20 protein-coding genes are annotated in these 21,549 nt (G+C 31.1%); 18 read left to right on the forward strand and 2 right to left on the reverse strand.

The genetic code is table 11. The annotated features are described in order from the left end of the window. Positions 1 to 2: 2 nt before the first annotated feature. The 11 genes from K5I29_RS02275 (at position 3) to K5I29_RS02325 (ending at position 12,052) form a co-directional block, all read left to right on the forward strand. Positions 3 to 869 carry a hypothetical protein gene (locus K5I29_RS02275; protein WP_264434244.1) on the forward strand — a complete coding sequence of 289 codons (867 nt, stop codon included), beginning with the start codon at positions 3 to 5 and terminating at the stop codon, positions 867 to 869. Beyond that, on the forward strand, positions 869 to 1,033 hold the full coding sequence (locus tag K5I29_RS02280) for a hypothetical protein (RefSeq protein WP_264434245.1): 165 nt from the start codon (positions 869 to 871) through the stop codon (positions 1,031 to 1,033). Before K5I29_RS02275 ends, K5I29_RS02280 begins: the two co-directional genes overlap by 1 nt. A 17-nt stretch (positions 1,034 to 1,050) precedes the next feature. Next, on the forward strand, positions 1,051 to 1,224 hold the full coding sequence (locus K5I29_RS02285; protein WP_264434246.1) for a hypothetical protein: 174 nt from the start codon (positions 1,051 to 1,053) through the stop codon (positions 1,222 to 1,224). Between the two features lie 23 nt (positions 1,225 to 1,247). Beyond that, positions 1,248 to 1,688: a hypothetical protein gene (locus K5I29_RS02290; protein WP_264434247.1), complete on the forward strand. Its 441-nt coding sequence runs from the start codon at positions 1,248 to 1,250 to the stop codon at positions 1,686 to 1,688. A 31-nt stretch (positions 1,689 to 1,719) separates the two neighbouring features. Beyond that, on the forward strand, positions 1,720 to 2,121 hold the full coding sequence (locus tag K5I29_RS02295; protein WP_264434248.1) for a PcfK-like family protein: 402 nt from the start codon (positions 1,720 to 1,722) through the stop codon (positions 2,119 to 2,121). Beyond that, a complete protein-coding gene (locus K5I29_RS02300; RefSeq protein ID WP_264434249.1) occupies positions 2,118 to 3,401 on the forward strand; it encodes a PcfJ domain-containing protein in 1,284 nt (427 codons plus the stop codon). Before K5I29_RS02295 ends, K5I29_RS02300 begins: the two co-directional genes overlap by 4 nt. A gap of 558 nt (positions 3,402 to 3,959) precedes the next feature. Beyond that, positions 3,960 to 5,507: a type I restriction-modification system subunit M gene (locus K5I29_RS02305; RefSeq protein ID WP_264434250.1), complete on the forward strand. Its 1,548-nt coding sequence runs from the start codon at positions 3,960 to 3,962 to the stop codon at positions 5,505 to 5,507. After that, complete coding sequence (locus K5I29_RS02310) at positions 5,504 to 6,736, forward strand: restriction endonuclease subunit S (RefSeq protein WP_264434251.1); 1,233 nt, start codon at positions 5,504 to 5,506, stop codon at positions 6,734 to 6,736. Before K5I29_RS02305 ends, K5I29_RS02310 begins: the two co-directional genes overlap by 4 nt. A 22-nt stretch (positions 6,737 to 6,758) precedes the next feature. Then, the gene (locus K5I29_RS02315; RefSeq protein WP_264434252.1) at positions 6,759 to 9,869 is read left to right on the forward strand and encodes a type I restriction endonuclease subunit R; all 3,111 of its coding nucleotides are present in this window, start codon (positions 6,759 to 6,761) and stop codon (positions 9,867 to 9,869) included. A gap of 441 nt (positions 9,870 to 10,310) precedes the next feature. Continuing rightward, entirely contained in the window at positions 10,311 to 11,492 is a 1,182-nt protein-coding gene (locus K5I29_RS02320; RefSeq protein ID WP_264434253.1) for an ImmA/IrrE family metallo-endopeptidase, read from the forward strand. Positions 11,493 to 11,503: 11 nt separating this feature from the next. Continuing rightward, on the forward strand, positions 11,504 to 12,052 hold the full coding sequence (locus tag K5I29_RS02325) for a hypothetical protein (RefSeq protein WP_264434254.1): 549 nt from the start codon (positions 11,504 to 11,506) through the stop codon (positions 12,050 to 12,052). A gap of 210 nt (positions 12,053 to 12,262) precedes the next feature. Here the strand turns inward: K5I29_RS02325 and K5I29_RS02330 are convergent, their stop codons facing one another. After that, positions 12,263 to 13,930: a reverse transcriptase family protein gene (locus K5I29_RS02330; RefSeq protein WP_264434255.1), complete on the reverse strand. Its 1,668-nt coding sequence runs from the start codon at positions 13,928 to 13,930 to the stop codon at positions 12,263 to 12,265. A 468-nt stretch (positions 13,931 to 14,398) separates the two neighbouring features. Between K5I29_RS02330 and K5I29_RS02335 the strand changes: the two genes are divergently transcribed. The 3 genes from K5I29_RS02335 (at position 14,399) to K5I29_RS02345 (ending at position 16,787) form a co-directional block, all read left to right on the forward strand. Then, positions 14,399 to 15,883, forward strand: coding sequence for a class I SAM-dependent methyltransferase (locus K5I29_RS02335; protein ID WP_264434256.1), 1,485 nt, complete (start codon positions 14,399 to 14,401; stop codon positions 15,881 to 15,883). Between the two features lie 219 nt (positions 15,884 to 16,102). Continuing rightward, positions 16,103 to 16,339 (forward strand): hypothetical protein, encoded by a 237-nt coding sequence (locus tag K5I29_RS02340; protein ID WP_264434257.1) that lies wholly within the window; start codon positions 16,103 to 16,105, stop codon positions 16,337 to 16,339. Positions 16,340 to 16,343: 4 nt separating this feature from the next. Next, entirely contained in the window at positions 16,344 to 16,787 is a 444-nt protein-coding gene (locus tag K5I29_RS02345) for a hypothetical protein (protein ID WP_264434258.1), read from the forward strand. A 258-nt stretch (positions 16,788 to 17,045) separates the two neighbouring features. On the opposite strand, the gene K5I29_RS02350 is transcribed toward K5I29_RS02345, so the two are convergent. Then, positions 17,046 to 17,210, reverse strand: a complete 165-nt coding sequence (locus K5I29_RS02350; RefSeq protein ID WP_264434259.1) for a hypothetical protein — start codon at positions 17,208 to 17,210, stop codon at positions 17,046 to 17,048. A gap of 69 nt (positions 17,211 to 17,279) precedes the next feature. Between K5I29_RS02350 and K5I29_RS02355 the strand changes: the two genes are divergently transcribed. The 4 genes from K5I29_RS02355 (at position 17,280) to K5I29_RS02370 (ending at position 21,548) form a co-directional block, all read left to right on the forward strand. Then, positions 17,280 to 17,513, forward strand: coding sequence for a hypothetical protein (locus tag K5I29_RS02355; protein ID WP_264434260.1), 234 nt, complete (start codon positions 17,280 to 17,282; stop codon positions 17,511 to 17,513). A gap of 1 nt (position 17,514) precedes the next feature. Continuing rightward, positions 17,515 to 19,029: a phage terminase large subunit gene (terL, locus tag K5I29_RS02360; protein ID WP_264434261.1), complete on the forward strand. Its 1,515-nt coding sequence runs from the start codon at positions 17,515 to 17,517 to the stop codon at positions 19,027 to 19,029. Positions 19,030 to 19,529: 500 nt separating this feature from the next. Next, positions 19,530 to 20,564, forward strand: a complete 1,035-nt coding sequence (locus K5I29_RS02365; protein ID WP_264435153.1) for a phage portal protein — start codon at positions 19,530 to 19,532, stop codon at positions 20,562 to 20,564. A 126-nt stretch (positions 20,565 to 20,690) separates the two neighbouring features. After that, the gene (locus K5I29_RS02370; RefSeq protein WP_264434262.1) at positions 20,691 to 21,548 is read left to right on the forward strand and encodes a hypothetical protein; all 858 of its coding nucleotides are present in this window, start codon (positions 20,691 to 20,693) and stop codon (positions 21,546 to 21,548) included. Position 21,549: the final 1 nt, after the last annotated feature.

Below are 21,549 nucleotides of genomic sequence, written 5' to 3' on the forward strand. Positions count from 1 at the left end.
CTATGGCGCAAAGCATAAAAAACATTTTGCAAAAACCAGTTTCTAAAAAAGAATACGAGTTTTTAAAACGATTTAAAAATTTAACCGAAGAAGAAGAGTCTAAAATAAGGCGTTTTGAGCAAGAAAATAAACCGAAGCAAGTACTTGTTCCAAAAAATAATAAAAAGCGAACTCAGGGCGAATTTCTTACCAAAGAAACGCTGTGGAAAGTATTTCTAAAAGAGTTTTATATTCAAAACAATCGAAATTTCATAAAAACGCACGATTCGGTGGTGAATGTTTCAAGTGTGATGAAGTATTTTTTGAAAGATGAAACGTTTTTTGATTCGGTGAACTTGATAGCCAGTTTTGACGGCAAAAAACTTACTCCGAGTTTTGATAAAGGCTTGCTAATTATTGGCAATTACGGAAACGGAAAATCCTCGATGATGAAGGCTTTTGCTGATGGAATTAACAAAGTTTACACTGAAGCATACAACGAAGGCTGGCAGACTCTTCCAGAATGGCAAAGCATTAGGTTTGGTTTTCATCGAGTTGTTGATGTAGTTACTGAATTTGAGGGAGTTGATAACCCAGAAGCAAAGAATTTATTCTTCAAAAGATACTCTAGATTTAGACACCTGTACGATGACATAAAGAAGGAAAAAATGGCTTCAAATTTTGGTAAAACGAACTTGATGAAAGAGATAATCGAAAAGCGATATGACAACAAATCAAAGACTTTTTTAATCTGTAATTACGATGATAATTTTCCAAATAGTGTCGAAAATGCCTTACTAGAATTCGGTACAATTTACGGTGGCCATATCTTTGATAGGCTGTTTGAAATGTTTAATATCCTTGAGTTTAAAGGTAAATCGTTTAGGTAATGATAGATTTAGAAATAAAAAAACTTGAAAAGAAAGTAATTCATTCGTTTTTAAATCTTGAAGAAAACACAGTTCCTGCTTTAGCTAAAAAATACAAATTACCAGAATCAAGAGTTCATAAAATATTAGACAAGTACTTGAATTCAATAAAAGCTAAGAACTAACAATTAAAAAAAGTAAAATGAGAACTGAAGTTATTGATGCGCTTGTAGGATTGAAATCCCAATTGAAAGACATCTACGATAAAATTTCTGCCTCAAGTAAAAGCATAGAAGAGGCTCAAATTAATTTAAAACCTCTTTGTGGTCTTGAAATAGAAATTGAGAAAGTGATAAAAAAAATAAATAGTAAGTAGCCTACAAAGGGCAAATAAAATGTTTGTTAAAAACAGTATTCATTGGCATTGACCCGGATGTAACCAAATCTGGAGTAGCCTTAAAAAATGGTAAAGAGTTCGAACTATTTAATTTAACCTTCTTTGAGCTGTTCGAGTTCTTAGAACTTCAAAAACAAGAAGCTGAGATTATCAACAAAAAACTAATAGTTGTAATCGAATGTGGCTTCTTAAATAAATCCAACTGGCATAAAAAAGCAAATGCCTCTGCATCTATGAACTCCAAAATAGGTGAGAGAACAGGCGCCAATTTTGAAACTGCCAAGAAAATCTGTGAAATGTGTGAGTACCTGCAAATAGACTTTAGGCAAATAAGGCCAACAAAGTCTAAGGTAAATGCTGCCTTTTTTTCGCAAATAACCGGATATAAAAAACGAAGTAATCAAGAACAACGAGACGCTTATATGCTGATCCACGGATTGTAAAATAGTGGATCAGCTTTTAAAAAACATTCTTATGAAAGGAACAGAAAATTTTAAAAGCATTATCGCAAATCACTTACAAAGTGTAGCCGATAGAGATCCATTATTTGCAAAAAGTTACAGTAAAGAAAGTAAAAACATTGATGAGTGTATTAATTACATTTTATCAGAAGTTCAAAAATCAAAATGTAATGGCTTTGCTGACGATGAAATATTCAACATGGCAATTCATTACTACGATGAAGATGATATTAAAAATATTAAGGCAACAACCGTAAGAGTCGTAGTCAATCATTCATCTGAAACAAATCAAAGCAATTCTGTTGTTGAAAAACAAAAGGAAGTTCCGGTTCGAAAATTGAAACAACAAGTAAAAATTCAACCGGAAGTAAATATTGGAAAACAAGTTTCACTTTTTGACTTTCCAGGCGTATGAAACCAAGAACAAAACTACAGCATAAACTTGTAGAGTATTCGAATTGGCTTACTCCAGGAGTAGAAAAAAAGATTTTGCAATATGCTTATTCTAATTGCAATTCTAAATATGGGTTTAGCACCGGTAAAACGTATTGGTGTGGCCTTTGTGGAGATACACATTCAGCAAAAGAAATTGTAAGTAACGAGGTTACTTGTATTTCATGTGACAGTGAGCTGCATATTATAGAAACTAAAAAGAGAAAGTTTTATGAGAGTTATTACATCGCATTTGCAGAAGATATGTTCGAATATCAAGTAATTAGGTATTTTTATGTTACAACCAATTATCGAAAAGGAGAGTCGTGGAAAACTAATGTTTTAGAATGTATTCAGCAATTTCACACGAATCATGATTTTTATTTAATTGGTCGATTAACACAAGGGCATGGCGATCCATTGTACGGACAAATGGAGTTTCGAAATCCGAGTTATTACAGCCAATTTGCATACAATCCTTGGCCATCAGCTTATCATCCAGACTCTACATTTTTACCAGAATATCAAAAAAAAGGATGCGTGGGTGATTTTGGAAACGTTCGTTTTTATGATTTAAAAAAACATCTAAACTGGGACTGTCCAAAAACCGAAACTTTATTAAAAGCAAAAGCAACAGAATTGCTTAAGGTTGCACTAAGGGATAGTAACAAAATTGCTAGATATTGGGACACGGTTAAAATATGCCTTAGAAATAATTACCAGCCCCATGACGGTGGTATGTACATAGATTATGTTGAACTTCTTGAACGTTTTGGAAAAGATTTAAGGAATTCTAAATATGTATGTCCTGCTAATTTAAAAGAAGAACACGATCGCTATGTAAAAAAGGCAAAGCTTCATCAAAAGAAAATCGACCTTAAAAATCAGATAAGACAAAAAGCAATAGATGACGAAGCATACCAAAAAGCTAAATCAATCTACTTTGATCTAATCTTCAGAAGTAATAATTTAGTAATTGAGCCTTTAAAATCTATTGATGATTTTATTAAAGAATCAGAAGTGCACAAGCATTGCGTGTATTCAAACAAATACTACAACAAACAAAATTCATTGATATTATCTGCCAAGGTAAACAATCAAAGAGTTGAAACTATTGAAATAGATATTGAACAGCTTGAAGTAATTCAATCTAGAGGTTTACAAAATCAAGCCTCAAAGTTCAACAAACAAATTTTAGAGCTATTAAACAACAATCTTCATCAAATAGCTCAAGTAAAAAACAACCTATCACAAACAGCATAATTTATACACTAATATTTTTATACTTATAGTTGTATTAAAAAAGCCAATTTTTTAAAATTGGCTTTTTTTGTTTATAAAATAACTTCACTAGACTTCTGGTTTTAAAAAACAACTAATATTTCATTTTCAATGTTCAGAAATGTTAAATAGTTTAACTAACTTTCACAAGATTTCATTTACTCAAATAAAAGGCCTATTTACTATAAATAGTATTCATAAGGCTTCTTAAAATGTAATTTTAAATATTTTACATTTCAATGTCTTAAAATGGCTTTTTAAAGAGTTAAATTTGATAAAAATCAATTACATCAGATTTCAAGGCATAACGGTTTCTGATATTAATAAAAGATAAGGACTGTTAACATTTACAAAAATGAATTAAAGCTTTAGCAATGATTAAAATTTAATGTTCTATATAAGCAGCAAAAAAAATAGATTATTAAATATCAATGTTTGCTTTTTTTAAAATGGAATTTAAAAACAGCTATTAAACCAATAAGTTTTAATATAACTAACAAATTAAAATTTGTTTCAGTTATGATATAAATAAAAATTAATATGACAAGTCAAGCGCAGAGAGCAGAATTGCAAAATAAGATATGGAAAATAGCCAACGATGTTCGTGGCTCGGTAGATGGGTGGGATTTTAAACACTTTGTTTTAGGAACCCTTTTTTACCGTTTTATTAGTGAAAATTTCACCGATTACATAGAAGCCGGTGACAAATCTGTTAACTATGCAAAATTCAAGGATACTGACATTCCTGAAGAAGTAAAAATTGATGCCATTAAAACTAAAGGATATTTTATTTATCCTTCTCAGTTATTTATAAACGTACAAGCAAACGCTAATAACAACGAAAACTTAAATACCGACTTAAAACAAATTTTTACCGATATTCAAAATTCTGCAAATGGTTATCCTTCAGAGCAAGATATCAAAGGTTTGTTTGATGATTTTGATACTACAAGTTCGCGTTTAGGAAATAGCGTACCCGAAAAAAACCAACGTTTGGCGGCAGTGTTAAACGGTATTGCTGAGTTAAATTTTGGCTCTTTTGAGAAAACAAAGATTGACCTGTTTGGTGATGCATATGAGTTTTTGATTAATAACTATGCAGCCAATGCGGGTAAATCAGGAGGTGAGTTTTTTACGCCACAAGAAGTATCGAATCTTTTAGCGCAAATTGCTTTGCATAAGCAAACCAAAGTAAACAAAATTTACGATCCTGCAGCTGGGTCTGGCTCGCTATTATTGCAAGCGAAAAAACACTTCGATGATCATATTATTGAAGAAGGTTTCTATGGTCAAGAAATTAATCATACTACCTACAACTTAGCCCGTATGAATATGTTTTTACACAATGTAAACTACGATAAATTTCATATTGCTTTAGGTAATACGTTAACGAATCCTCATTTTTTAGACGACAAGCCGTTTGATGCCATTGTATCTAATCCGCCTTACTCTGTAAGTTGGATTGGTAATGACGACCCAACCTTGATTAACGACGAACGTTTTGCTCCAGCAGGTGTGTTAGCGCCCAAATCTAAAGCAGATTTTGCTTTTGTAATGCACGCGTTAAGCTATTTATCGGGTACAGGTCGTGCAGCTATTGTTTGTTTTCCGGGTATTTTCTATCGTGGGGGTGCAGAACAAAAAATCCGTAAATATTTAGTAGATAATAATTTTGTTGAAACGGTAATTTCCTTAGCTCCTAATTTATTTTACGGAACAAGCATTGCGGTAAATATCTTAGTATTATCGAAACATAAAACCGATACCAAAACACAGTTTATTGATGCTAGTGGTGAAGCGTTCTTTAAAAAGGTAACAAATAACAATATGTTAGAAGAAAATCATATTGATAAGATTATGACTATTTTCGATACCAAAGAGAACATAGAACATGTAGCCATTTTAATAGATAATAAACAAATTGCTGAGAATGATTACAACCTATCGGTAAGCTCGTATGTAGAAGCGAAAGATACACGCGAGGTAATTAATATTGAAACGCTGAATAAAGATATCGATCAAACAGTAAAAAACATCAACGAGCTTCGTGCTTCTATTGCTAACATCATTAAAGAGATCGAAGCATGAGTACATTGAAAGAATTATTGAAAGATGTTCCGGTGGAATGGAAAAAATTATGGGAAGTAACAATATGGGATAAAAAATTCAATTCTGTTGAAAAATATAAACAACCAAAAACTATTAAATATAATTACTTATTGGCAAGCGAGATTCAGCTTCTTAAATCAGGTAAAGGAAATATTCGATTGCTATCAACTAATTTAACTAATTGGTGGACTAGTGAAGAAATTGCAGGCGAAATTGTCTCCGAAGGTGAAATTATTGCTATACCATGGGGTGGCAATCCGATTGTTCAATATTATAAAGGAAAGTTTATAACAGGTGATAATAGAATTGCTGTTGTTAATGATCAAAACTATTTATCAACTAAATTTTTATATTATTATTTAAATGAAAATATTTCTTTAATTAGTTCATTTTATAGAGGAAGTGGTATTAAACATCCAAGTATGTATAATGTTTTAGATTTAGATGTGCCAATACCATCATTAAAAATTCAACAAGAAATTGTAAGGTTTTTAGATGGTTTAAGTGAACAAAATAAAGCCTTAACCACTGCTTTAGCCCAAGAAATAGACCAACGTAAAAAACAATACGAGTATTATCGTGAAGAATTGTTCCGCTTTGAGGGTAAGGATGTGGAGTGGAAAACTTTGGGAGATACAAAATATTTTAAAGTTTCATCAGGTGGTACGCCAAGTAAAGCGAAAAATGATTATTGGGAGAATGGTACAATTCCTTGGTTAAGATCAGAGTCTTGTAATAATAGTTCGATTAATAAATCTAATGATTTTATAACTGAAATAGGCTTAAAGAACTCCAGTGCTAAAATATTGGAGCCTTTTTCAACCTTAATAGCATTGGTAGGAGCAACAATTTTCAAAACTGGTTATTTACAGTTTGAGGCATCTACAAATCAAAATATAGCAAGTATTAAATCATTAAATTCTGAATTTGTTAAAGATAAATATTTGTTTATTTATATAACAAGCTTGTACCAAGAACTAAAACTTAAAATGAAAGATTATGGAATGTTAAATTTAACTACACTAAGAAGTTTTAGAATCCCTGTTCCATCCATCCAAGAACAAGAACGCATTGTACATTTATTAGATCAATTCGATGAAGCCACTAAAAACATTGTGGCTGCATTAGAAAAAGAAATAGAACTGCGAAACAAACAGTACGAGTATTATAGAAATTTATTGTTATGTTTTCCAAAAGAAAATAAATAGCTTTTAAAAACCTTTAACCAAAATGCCAAATTACAACACCATAGCCGAAAGCAACAATTTTATAGTATTAGATAAATACGACAAGCATACCTCTGTTAATGAAACCCCAACAGGTTACCAAACAGAGGCCGCTTTAGAACGTGAGTTTATTCAAGATTTAGTAAAGCTGGGGTACGAAAATGCTGCTCATATTACCTCATTAGAACAAATGTTAAACAATGCGCGTACGCAACTACAAGCATTGAATAATATGAGTTTTACAGATAAGGAGTGGGTGCGTTTCTGTGAAGAATACCTAAATAAACCAAGTGATGATTTGGTAGCCAAAACCGAGAAAATTCAAAACAATCATATCTATGATTTTGTGTTTGATGATGGGCATATTCAAAACATTTATTTGGTAGATAAAAAAGAGATCACGCGCAACAAAGTTCAGGTTATTTCTCAGTTCGAGCAAAAAGGAACCCACGCCAACCGTTATGATGTAACCATTTTGGTTAATGGTTTGCCGCTTGTTCAAGTTGAACTAAAAAAACGTGGCGTTGCCATTCGCGAAGCCTTTAATCAAGTACATCGCTACAGCAAAGAAAGCTTAAATGCCGAAAGTTCGTTGTTTAAGTACCTGCAATTGTTTGTTATTTCTAACGGAACAGATACGCGTTACTTTGCCAATACGGTAGAAAGAAATAAAAACAGTTTCGATTTTACGATGAACTGGGCTAAGGCAGATAATAATCTGATTAAAGATTTAAAGGATTTTACAGCTACTTTTTTTCAAAAAAACACCTTGCTAAATGTAATTCTTACCTATTCAGTTTTTGATGTAAGTAATACCCTTTTAGTAATGCGCCCATATCAGATTGCAGCAACCGAACGTATCCTATGGAAAATTAAAAGTTCGTACAATGCAAAGCAATGGGCTTCTACAGAAGGAGGCGGTTTTATATGGCATACTACCGGTTCGGGCAAAACATTAACCAGTTTTAAAGCGGCTCGTTTAGCAACGCAATTAGAATTTATTGATAAAGTGTTTTTTGTGGTCGATCGTAAAGATTTAGACTATCAAACCATGAAAGAATACCAGCGTTTTTCACCAGATAGCGTAAATGGTTCAGACAGTACATTAGGTTTAAAACGCAACATTGATAAAAACGATAATAAAATCATCGTGACAACCATTCAAAAATTAAATAATTTAATGAAGGGGGATAACGATTTAGCCATTTATAACAAACAAGTGGTGTTTATTTTCGACGAATGTCACCGTTCACAATTTGGTGAAGCGCAAAAGAATTTAAAAAAGAAGTTTAAAAAGTTCTACCAATTTGGCTTTACAGGAACTCCAATTTTTGTTCAGAATGCTTTAGGATCAGAAACCACTGCAAGCGTATTTGGTAGAGAATTACATTCGTATGTAATAACAGATGCAATTCGCGACGAAAAAGTATTAAAATTTAAGGTAGATTATAACGATGTTCGTCCACAATTCAAAAGCTTTGAACAAGAACAAGACGAGAAAAAACTAAGTGCTGCCGAAAATAAAAAAGCATTTTTGCATCCTGCACGTATTAAAGAAATTTCGCAATACATCTTGCAAAATTTTAAGATTAAAACGCATCGCAACCAAATTGGAAACAAAGGATTCAATGCCATGTTTGCAGTAAGCAGTGTAGATGCCGCTAAATTGTATTACGAGGCTTTAAATAATTTGCAAAAAGACAGCGAAAAACCTTTACGCATTGCAACCATATTTTCTTTTGCTGCCAATGAAGAGCAAAACGCAATTGGTGATATCCCTGACGAAACGTTTGAACCTACTGCAATGGATGCTACTGCAAAAGAATTTCTAACAAAAGCGATTGGCGATTATAACGCGATGTTTAAAACCAATTATGGAGTAGAAAGCAATGAGTTTCAAAATTATTATCGCGATCTAGCGAATCGAGTTAAGAAAAAAGAAATTGATTTATTGATTGTGGTTGGAATGTTTTTAACCGGATTCGATGCTCCTACATTAAATACCTTATTTGTAGATAAAAATTTGCGTTATCATGGTTTAATGCAGGCTTTTTCTCGTACCAATCGTATTTATGATTCAACAAAAACTTTTGGAAACATTATTACATTTAGAGATTTAGAGCAAGCAACGATTGATGCTATAACTTTATTTGGAGATAAGAATACCAAAAATGTTGTTTTAGAAAAAAGCTATAAAGAATACTTAGAAGGATTTACAGATATACTTACAGGGCAAGCACGTAGAGGGTATAACGATATTGTAGAAGACTTAAATACAAAATTTCCTAATCCAGATGAAATTGTAACGGAAAAGGATAAAAAAGAGTTTTCGAAGTTATTTGGTGAATATTTAAGAGTAGAAAATATTTTACAGAATTACGATGAATTCACAAATTTAAAAGCATTTCAGCTAATTGACAGAAACAATCCAGAAGAAGTTGACTCGTTTAAAGAACAATATTTTGTAACAGATGAAGATATTGCAGTAATGCAAAACATGGAGGTTATCCCTGATAGGTTACAACAAGATTATCGCTCAACGTATAACGACATTCGCGATTGGATTAGAAGAGAGAAAAACGGGAAAGAAGCAGAGGAATCAGAAATCGATTGGAATGACGTTGTTTTTGAAGTTGACTTATTAAAATCGCAAGAAATTAATTTAGATTATATACTTGAACTAATTTTTGAGCAAAATAAGAAAACTAAAAGTAAAACAGAACTTGTAGATGAAGTGCGTCGCTTAATTCGAGCAAGTATTGGAAATAGAGCCAAAGAAAGTTTGGTGGTAGATTACATCAATGAAACCAATTTGGATGACATATCTGATAAACCTGCTATTTTAGATTCGTTTTATGAGTATGCGCAAGAAAAGCAGAAGAAAGAGGTTACTGAACTAATTTCAGAAGAAACCTTAAACGAAGAAGCGGCAAAGCGTTATATTGCTAATTCATTAAAGCGAGAATATGCTACGGATAATGGTACCGAATTGAATTCAATTTTACCAAAAATGAGCCCTCTAAACCCACAATACTTAACCAAAAAACAAAGTGTTTTTCAAAAGATAAGCGCTTTAGTAGAAAAGTTTAAAGGTATAGGTGGAAATATAGAATAAAATGATTCTAAAAAGTTTAAATTAAATCAAAAAACATAATATTATAAATGTTTTAAAAGTAAAAGCAGATCATGTAAATCAAATAGCCTTAGCAAGTAATATGACATATAAAATGCTTAAAGGGACTGATGCTTTGAATGGACATTCTATATAAATAAAATAAAATCCTGCTCTATTAAAGCAGGATTTTTAATTTATAGTTTTTAAAAGTTAAATAAGATAAGAAAGCAGCTAATTGCTGTATGCAAAAAGCTGCTTAAAATTTTATTTTGTGTTGTGAAAAAATACCGGGGTTATTTTTAGAAAGAATCCCTGAAACTTTTGTGTAACTTGTGATGTAGTGTTTTTTTTTTTTTTTTTGAGGGTATTTTCCTTTTTTTTTATATTATTTGAATAAAAGATGTATATTTGCGAGGGAAATTTCCCTTTAATTTTGATTACATGAACATTGAGAGTTTATTAAATTCCATATTTTCAGACACAGATTACAATGTCAAAGATATTTTTGAGCAAAAGTTAAGCGAATATAATTTAAGCAGAACTAAAGCTTTAAAACTGTTGAATATTGATAAAGATGTATTTGATGAAATTGTAAATGGAACAGCAAAACAACCAAATTTAATACATATTGTAAAGATTGCTGAGTTTTTAGGAATAGAGGTTAATAACTTTATAAATATTGTATTAAAAAATCAAAGTGCTGAGAATATTTTAGCAATAGATAATGCAAGAAAAGCTACGTTTCTTGTTAAAAATTTTGATATAAAAGCCTTAACAAAACTTGGCTTTTTTGATTCAAGTTTTACGACTGAAGAGCTTGTAAATAAAGTTTTAGATTATTTTGGATATACTTCAATTAATGATTTTGAAGAACAACTTGAAGAACCTCTATATAGTCGAGTTAAAAAGAATCATTCGGATAAGATGAAAGATTTTTGGATTAAATCAGCTTATCAAACATTTAAGGTTATAAATAATCCTAATGATTATAATAGAGAAAGATTAAAAGATTTAATTGTCAAAATTAAGCCGTATAGTCAAGATGTTAGTAATGGTTTGCTGACAGTTTGTAGAGCATTGTACAATATTGGAGTTACTGTTATCTTTCAAAATTATCTTACAACTACTCAAGTGCGTGGTGCAACCTTTATAACAAATGATAAACCTTGCATTGTTATTACTGATTTCAATAAAGTTTATCCAACACTTTGGTTTACATTATTACATGAACTTAATCACGTGTTGTTTGATTATGATACAATTGAAAAAAGTAGTTACCACTTGTCAGATGATAATGATTTATTTTTGATTGAAGATCAGGCTAACTCTTTTGCCAGGGATTTCTTTCTATCTGAGGAGAAGTTTAATTACATCAAAGGTTACATTAATAATCCATACTTGGTGTCTAAATTTGCGAATGAGATTGAAGTTCATCCTTCAATAGTATATTCTTTTTTTACTTGGTATCAGAAAGAATTGTACGGTAAAAACTATCATGCTGCATTCAGAGAATTTTATCCTGATTATAGCAATGCAATTTCTAAGTTGAATCCAATAACCTGGAATGAATCAAGTATTAAGGAAGCAAGTGAAAAAATTAAATCAGTTTTAGAATTAAATTAAAATAAGATATCATGTCTAAAAAAGAAATAAAAAAACAAGAAGGTATTTCTCAAGCCGATTTAGAAAGATTAGAACTTTTACAAAGAGCTAATGAAAAAGTAGGGAAGCAATTGACTATAAATTCGGAAACAGGTAATTTAGAGGAATTTGACGAATTAAGAGAATTGGTTGGAAAAGAATTCGAAAATCCAGAAGAAAAATATAATTTATATTATGTTGGAATAAGAAGGTTACTTATGGATTATTTACCTAAAGGAAAAGATAACGAGCAATTGAGAAACATTATTTATGATGAAAAAAATGTGTTTTTAAATTTAGGCAAAAAGAAATCAGATAATAATGGAATACGTAAATCTGATGGAAGAATGACTTATCAGCCAATAATGAATGAAATATTAGATATTATAATTAAATGGGTTGGAGAGTCTCAAAACCCTTTTGATTTATATAGAGATTTCTATGAGTTAAATGAAAAAAATGGATACGGTCATGAGAATTATGATGATAGTACTCAAAGTGTAGCAAAAGCAATGCTAGCTTTAAGCAATAATAGAATTTAATAGGATGTTTTAAAAAATTACACTTAACAGGTCGCATATTGGAGATATTGGCGGAATAAAAAGTCTAAATTTTCAATTTTGCACTAAGCTAAGCAACAGCTTTTTATTATTATCTAAATATATGAAAAAGGAAATATAAAAGGCTGTTGCAACAAAAAAAGGAGAAACTTCCAATTTATCCCCTTAACCCGCCATTTCGTATAATCGATGTTACTCGAAGTATTTTTGTATGTTCATAACAAGGTTTTTTAAATCAGTCCTAACCTTATTATAATTTTTTTCCTCTAAAAAAAGTAGAACTTTATAATTTAACTCAATTCTTTCTCTCACTTCTTTCTTTATTTTATTATCTTCTCCTTTTTCCTGAAGATTTTTATATTCATTTTGTATTTTGTCTTTGTCAACATTAATTACACTGCATCTATGGGATTCATCATTTCGTATTTCTCTTAGCATTGTAAGATGTTTATCATAAAAGATACCTTTATCAAAAAAGAAGTCTTTTTCGTAAAGAAATACAAGAACGTTGATGTTAAGTCTATTGATTTGTGAAAAGCTGCTTTTAGCCTTTTCTAAATTATTTTTATATCGTTTGCTAAAATTTGGATTTTTAGTTAGCAATTCAATTAATAAATCATCAAAGTTTTTAAATTTTTTCCAGTAAAGATAATTTATCATGTTTTCAATTTGGTGAAATGCACATGTACAAAATGAAATAAAGTTGTCATCATTATTTCGATTTCCTTCGAAATAAATCATCTCCATTTTTCGATTATCTACTTGAAGGCGCGTTTTAAGTGTCTTTTCTTTTAGGAACTCGTAATTAATAAGGTTATCCAAAAAAAGATATTTTTTACGCAAGTTTTTCGCCATTAAATTATCTTTTCCTTTTATTAGTGTAATGTATGCTAACTGACCACGTAAAACATTTTTAAAATTATAACTTTGACGATTTAAAGGTTGATGTTGTTTAAATACTGAAATTGCAAAATCTAAGCCCCCTTTTTCCCAATTATTTAGCATCGCTCTAGTTTTTTGCAAATAATCTCTTGATACATTAACTTTTCGGTTTACAATTAGACCTGTTACTTCTTGGGATTGAGCTTGATTTCGTATTCTAGTTTTTTCATCATTAAGTTTGAAATTTTCTGAGTTAATAATTTTAGATAATTCTGTAATAAAATCTTCATCCAAAACTGCTCGATTACAAGAAAAGCTAAGATCATCAGCATATCTTGAATATTTTACACCGTTTTGGATACAAAATTTCGAGATTTTTCTGTCTAGGTTTTGAGTTACTATATTTGAAACAATAGGACTAGTTGGTGCTCCTTGTGGTAAACTGTCATTATGTGTTAAAAGATTAGCCATTAAAAAAGCCACCTTTTCACGATGTTCACAAAGACTGAACGGTGAAAGTTCTAAAACTGTTTTCACTCTTCTAAAATTAATTGAAGGAAAAAAATTCTCTATGTCCAAGTTAAGTACAAACTTTTTAGAAACATGTGGTAGAGCATTTCTTTTTATATCTCTCCCTATTATGAAACCATTTGAACAGTAATGTGCAGATTCTTCAAATATTATTTGTAGAACAATATTAATTAAATTCTGTATTCGCATTAAAACCTTGTCAGGAGTTTTAATTTCTCGTAAACCACCATTTTTTTTTGAAATATGAAATTTCAAATAACGAATTTCTTTAGTTTTTGAGATAAAGTATAAGTGTGAAAAAGTTATTGGATATAATTCTTGAGTACTATTAAAAACCTCTTGCTCAACAAAATTTAAAAGTGATGCAAATTCTCGAACATTTTTTAATGCACTAAATTTAATTTTTACAGTTTTTTTGAACTCACTATTATTATAGACACCGGACATAATTCTCTTTTGTAGGACCCCGATTAATTTCTAGGGATATCATAAATCATAAATTTGATAATTAAATATCATCAAATAATAACTAAAACTAATATAATATAATATTTAAAACTTATTCCATAGCAAAAATAAAGATATAAAAATATCCATAATTGATTTGAAACGATCCTTCTTCTATATCCTCACATTAGTTTGAACATTTCGATTTCGCAATGCATAGTCAATTTTTTATCCGGTGTCTTAATAATATGTTGCTTAACATCATTATACACGAAAGTAATCAATTTTAACGAATAGATAATTAAATGTTAAAATATTTCTTATCAATGCTTGTCTGTTGGTTAAATCTGATAACATGTGATTAAGTATTTAACATATTTTGGATTAGTAGAATACTTAAATCAGAAACAGTCATAATATGCCTTGAAATTATTATATTTGTTTCATAATATTTCCAAACAAATAAATATGATGCAAAACAATATTACTTCTAGGGTAATAGAAACAAAATTAATTCCGTGGCGAGAACTTAAGTTCATTCAGCAAGATGATTTCAAAGAATGGATAAATAATGGGGATAAGCGCCTTTTAGAATCCATTAAAAAATATCAGTTTATAGATCCTTTTAAAGTATGGCATAATGAAGGTGTAAACTACTGCTTAGATGGTAAACACAGATATAAGGATTTAGAATTAGCTGTTCAAAATGGTTTAGATGTTCCTGAAATGCTACCTGCGACCTTTGTCGAGTGTTCTGATATAAAAGAAGCTGCAGAATTAGTTTTGGTTTATTCATCTGCTTATGCAAAAATTACCCAACAAGGTTTATATGATTTTGTACAAAATTATAATATTGACTTTCCAGATGTATCAGGGCTAATTAATATTCCGGAGTTTGATGATATCGAGTTTCAAGGGTTGTTAAACAAAATGGATACAACAACGGTTAAAGAGGAAATCATTCCAACATCATTAAAAGAGGTTTTTATCATGCCACCTTTTTCTGTTTTAGATTCTAGGCAAGGAGATTGGCAAAAGCGTAAACGCATATGGACTGAAATCATAAAGAGTCAAGAAACTCGCGAAGAAGTAGAACTTATTGCTAAAAGTGGTCAATCATCAGCTATTTATGAACTTAGAAACAAGATGCGTGATAACTTGGGCCGTGAACCCGATTGGGATGAAATCATCGCCTATGCTAAGAAAAAAGGAATGCACGTCTACGAGGGAGCAAGCATCTTTGATCCTGTTCTTTGTGAATTACTTTATAGATGGTTTTGCTATGAAAATGGGGTAGTGCTAGATCCATTCGCTGGTGGAAGTGTACGAGGAATTATTGCCGATGTATTAGGAAATACTTACCATGGAATTGACATTCGAGAAGATCAAGTAAAAGCAAATGAACGTCAAGCTCTTGAATTAAATTTAAATAAGGTATTTTGGCACACAGGAGATTCTAACCAAGTTTTAGATGATTTAAATCTCGAACCGGTAGATTTTGTTTTTAGTTGCCCTCCTTATGCAGATTTAGAAAAATACTCAGATGATCCGGCTGATTTATCTAATATGGATTATGAGCAATTCAAAGATGTATATTATAGCATCATTAAAAAATCGGTTGCTAAACTAAAAGAAGAACGTTTTGCTTGTTTTGTCGTTGGTGATGTACGGGACAAGAAAGGTTTTTATTACAATTTTGTAAGTGATACCATAGAGGCTTTTAAACAAGCAGGAATGGAATTATACAATGAGATTATTTTGATAAACGTAGCCGGTTCATTAGCTATTAGAGCCAAACGTCAGTTCAATAATGGTCGTAAAGTTGGTAAAATGCATCAGAATGTGTTAGTATTTTACAAAGGAGATCCTAAAAAAATAAAGGAAAATTATCCGGAATTAAACCTTGATTATGACTTGGAAGAGCTAAATAATCAACCCAATATTGCTCTATAAATAGAGCGAAAATGAAATGCATATCAGAATTAAGAATTGGAGAATCAATACAATATCATAAAACAAATAATCTTGGAGAGTTGATAAAACATACTTCTGTTGTAATTTCTAAGTCAGACAAACGAATTCAAACAAGCGCTGGCCATACAATAGATTTATCTTAAATCATTCTTTAAACAATAGTTTAAATTATCTTTACCATCTACTTAAAAACTGAAGATGGAGAGACAAAAAGAATTAGAAATTATGGCAGCTACCGTTCAATCAATCAAAAATCTTTTGGAAAAAAGATTGCGCAACAAATTAGATGCTCTTGATGCTATTTCTACTTCTTCGTTGGATAATATTCCCGAAGTTGTACAAATGAAAAGAGAAGAAGAAGCATCAAAAATAAGAGCCGTTGTTCAAGAACAAAAGGATTTAATTGAAATTATAAACGTGATGTTCCCAGATTAAAACTATGACTAACCAAAGATCTACTAAAATTGAAACCGAAAAACGTGTGTTCACCATTCAAGGGTGGATAATTAACGGTGTTCAAGATTATTTGATTTTAAAAAACATTGAGGACCAATGGGGCGTAGGACGTCGTCAGGCCAAAAACTTATTAAGGAAAGCTTATGAGATTTGGCACGAAGATCAGGAGGCTACCGTTGAACAAAAGCGAGCTTTAAGAATTGCAGAGCTTAAGCAATTGGCTCGTTCACTTAAAGATTCCTATAAAGGTACTCCTAATGGTATTACGGCCCTGATGCAAATTCATAAAGAAATAAATAAACTAGAAGCACTCTATCCACCAAATAGGATTGTTCACGAAGGAAACAAAGATAACCCGGTAGTTATTACTGATACAGAAGAGCGTGATAAGAGGATAAAGGAACTGTTAGAAAAAATGGAAAGGTAAAAGCAGCACTTAATTAGTGCTGTTTTTTGTTACTATAAGTTTGAAATCTAAAAATAAGTATTAAATTTACAGGAATAATATGCCTTAAAAATGATTTTGGAAATAAAGAACGGAAGTGTTTATATAAACGGAGAAATTTGTACTAATCCTGAAAAGATTGGGTTTCATATGTTAGACGTTGCTGAATGTGCAACAAAAGTCTTTACAATAGAAGTCAAAAACAATCAAGTGTTTATATCAAAATAAAAAAGGAAGATATTACTCCTCCTTTTTTATTTTTACCATCGCTTGGCAATAGCTTGCATCTGCATAACAAATACCACCTTGAGGTACGTAGCCTATTGCCATGTACTTTTTTACTTCTTCTTCGAGACCTTTTATACCTTTTCCTAAAATTGACGTTTGTATAATTTTATAATCCATAATCGTTTTTTGTTAATTAGTTACAATATAAAAAAAATAACGTAGGACAAAAAGTCCAAATCAAATGAATTGACTAAAAAATTTATTAGATCTTCAACCGGAACACATTTAAAAGATTCCGATTACAAAGGGGTTAAATGGGACCCAAATTCATTACAATGGTCTGCTACTTTAAAGCATAAAGGAATAGTATATAATTGCGGTTATTTTTCCAATGAGCGTGATGCAGCAAAAGCTCGAGATATAAAGATAATAGCTATTGGGGCCACAAAACCTTTGCAAATATTAAAATCAACGAAATAAGATGGCATTAACTGAGCATGAATTAGCTGAGTTAGAAATGCTTTTGATTCAGCAACGTGCCGATGTTTTGCGTGGTAGTTTGTTCGAATTCATGAAAGAGTTTTGGAATGTACTCTATTCTAATGACTATGAACATAATTGGCACATGGAGTACATTTGTGATGAATACCAGCTTGTAGTTGATAAATATGTTTTAGGCTTTGAAACTCCACGTTTACCATTAGATAAATGGTATAAAGGCTTTGGAAGAAATATTAAGAAAAATCTTGTTTGTAGCATTTCTCCAGGAACCGGAAAAAGTACAGTAATTAGTAGGGCTTCTACCGGTTGGCTATGGAGTAATGATGCCGGAAAGACCGAATTGAATAATACTATTTCAGATAGTAACTCTAATGGATTCAGTAAAGATTCAAAGGACGTGGTAGAGTCTGCCAAATATCAAATGTATTTTCCTGAAGTTAAAATTAGAAAAGACGTATCGGCCAAAACATTCTTCGAAACGAATAAAAAAGGAATTCGATATTCATCAACTACTATGAGTAAGGACAAAACGGGTAAACACGCTGACGTTTTGAAAGATGATGACCAAATGGATTACAATACTGCTCAAAGTCCTGTTGAAGCAAAGCGATGTATTGAAGGATTTAAAGCGATGCAATCACGTAAAAAAGACAAACGAAAAACGCCTTATATTTTATTCATGCAACGGTTATCAATGAATGATACTGTGAAACACGCTTTAAAAGTTTTTGGAGATGATGTTACTTATATCTGTTTGCCAGCTGAAAATAAGCATAATAATGTTATTCCTTCAGAATTAAATAAATATTACATAGATGGACTACTGGACCCAAACAGACTGAGCTTAGAGGTTCTTGACAAAGAAAAGAAAGGATTGAATGATGATACCAAGCCAATGTCTGAAATGGCCTATGAGATTCAATACAATCAATTAGAAGTTTCTGCTGAAGGGTTAATGTATCCAAAACTTAATTTTGTACCAACCTTACCAGATGAAAGAGGTGAAGCGATACGAATGTCTTTTACTGATGTAGCTGATACAGGAGCCGACTATCTGTGTACTTGGTTTATTGAAATCAATCAAGGTAAGATTTATGTTTTTGATTGTATTTATACACAAGCAGGATCCAATGTAACTATTCCTTTGCTTAAAAATAAGATTGAAATCCATGGTTCTATTATCAATAAGGTTGAAGTTAATAATCAAGGCAGTGTCTTCGTTTCTATTTTGAGAAGTCAAGGAGTTAATGTTTCTGGATATAGTAATACAGGAAATAAAGAGGCTCGTATTGAATCATATGCTCAATTTATTGATTTCTTTTATTTCGTTCAGGATAATTCAGATCCGAATTTCAATGCAGCGATAAAACACTTACAAACCTTTCCAAGAATTGGTAAAGCTGAAGATGGCCATGATGATGCTGAAGATGCGCTTACAGAGTCTTTCAGATATTTATATACAAATTATAGGCATTTATTACAAAAATTTGAATAATATTATTTAGAATGATTATAAATAGTAAAAATATTTATATATTTGTTTAACAAATTTACTAGCAATCAATTACCATTATTTATGACGAAAGAAATTCAAGAATTACCCGTAGAGATTAAATGCCCATGCTGCAACAGGCATTTGGATAAATTTAATGTTATCGGTGAGGTTTCTCTTTCAAGAAAATGTAAAAACTGTAAAAACAATATTTACACGTTGATTATAGATAATAAAGTAGTTAAATGCGAAATTCATCACAAAGAAAACGCAAAAGATTTATTAACTCCTCGCAGATTCAGTAACCCAACAAGGGTAAAAGCAAGACCATAGCAAATTTTAGAGATTCATTTAGATGGTTTAAATCACTCAAACTTTTTTCTGTTAAAAATGACTCGGTTGGTCTTGATTCTTATGTTATTTCTGATGATAGAGAAACGAGTTATCCTGATGGAACCAAGTATGTAGCAATTCAAGAAAGAGAGTTTATTGTTAATACAGTCATCAACCAAATCGCTAAGCGCGTTTCAAACGTAAAATTTGAAAGTCTTGATGGCAGATCAAATGAGTTACTTGAAAAAATAAACAATCCCAACAATTATCAAACTAAAGTCGAATTCCTAAAAGAATTCTGCATTTTCCTTTTATCTAGTGGCTATACTGCTATTTGGAAAAAATATAATGCCTTTGGTGTTTTCAGTTCTTTGGAGCTTATAAATATTAATCCTGATACGATAGGTTTTAATCTTAATTCTATAAGCTTCACACATCAAGCAATTAAGCATACAGTTGATTACGAACAAATCATTTTCTTTTACGACATCAGAAAATGTGATACAGATTATGCTATTTCTAGGCTTAAACCCTTAAAGTCGCAAATCGATAATATTCGTAATGCACAAAAAGCAAAAGGTATTCAAATAGACAATTCAGGAACTACGATAGTTTCTCCTAAGGCTTCAACATCTAATAACATTATGGAAGAAGGACTTGACGGTCCAGTTCCTACAAAAGTTATGGGACCTAACGGAATGATTCAGAAAACTCAGAAAGAAGTAATGGAAGAGAAACTGACTTCAAGAGGCTTGAAAAACAGAATCATTGTTTCTTCAAAGGGTATGGATGCTGTTAATCTTTCTGCCCAGCTTAACAATGTAAAGTTTCATGAAATTGTAGAGACAGATGTACTTGCTTTTTGTGATGCCTTTTCATTTCCTCCAGAACTTACACCTTATGGTAAAAGAGCAACTTTTGATAACAAAGAATTGGCTGAAATTGCCCTTATGGAAAGTGAAATTATTCCAATATCAGAAAACTTTGCTAAATCAATGATGAGTGTATTTCCAAAAAGAGGAGAGGTATTTCCAAGTTTCAAGCATATCAATGCCATGTCTTTAATCGAGGAAAGAATTCAAAAAACAAACGGTACAACAATCGATCAGCTAACTGTTTTATTAGAAAAAGAAATAATAAGCAAGGAAGAGTTTCGAAAAATATTACAAACTAAAAAAATCATTGAAAATGGTAAATCTCGATAAAAAATTACCAAAGGATAATATAGAAAAACTTAAAAGGATAGCAGCATCAACTGATAATTTTCAAATGAAAAGGAGCATTGAGGAAAAGCTAAAGCGAATGTCACATGATGACAACCTACTTACAAAATGATTATAAAATATCCTGAATTCAGAAGTGATAAAGAAAAGTTTAACTGGTTAATAAAACACGAAAACTTAATTGTAGATCAATTAAAATCGACTGAGAAAAAGTGTGATGTTTTCTTCGCTATTGTTCCTGAAACAAGCAAAGAGGATGTTAATAAAGAGGAAGGTAAGCCAGAGCCAACAGATAGTAGTAAAATCAAAGTAAAAGTGATTATCAATACTACAGGATTACTTGATTCGCATTCTGATGTACATATTCCAGGTTTATGGAAAAAGCATTTAAAAGAAGCTAAGAAGCATTATTTGGTAAATCAGCATCGTTTCAACTTTGAAGGAATTTTGGCTGATGATGTACAAGCTTATACAGAGGAGTTTTCTTGGAAAGAATTAGGTTACGAATACGAAGGCACAACAGAAGCTCTTGTTTATGAAGCCGTTTTAGATCTTGAGGGGCCATGGATTGATTCACAAGAAAATAAAAAGATATATAACCTATACAAAGCAGGTAAAATCAATAACCATTCAGTAGGAATGCGCTATATAAAAATGTATTTGTGTGTGAATTCAACAGATCCTGAATATGCAGCTAGAAAGGATAATTGGGATAAGTATTTTCCGAACGTAGCCAATAAAGAAGATGTTGAAGCACGTGGCTTTTTTTGGGCCATAACTGAAGCAAAAGCTATTGAAGGTTCCGCAGTAGTACGAGGCTCCAATTGGGTTACAAATACTGTAAGTGTAGAAGAAATAAAAAATGAAGAAGCCGAGGTAATCACTTCTGATACAAATAAAATCGAGCCGTCTCACGACACTCCAATTCAAGAACCAAAAACATTTATTAATCCAAACATTTTTTAAA

It is taken from the genome of Flavobacterium agricola (genome assembly GCF_025919725.1).
Classification (GTDB): domain Bacteria; phylum Bacteroidota; class Bacteroidia; order Flavobacteriales; family Flavobacteriaceae; genus Flavobacterium; species Flavobacterium agricola.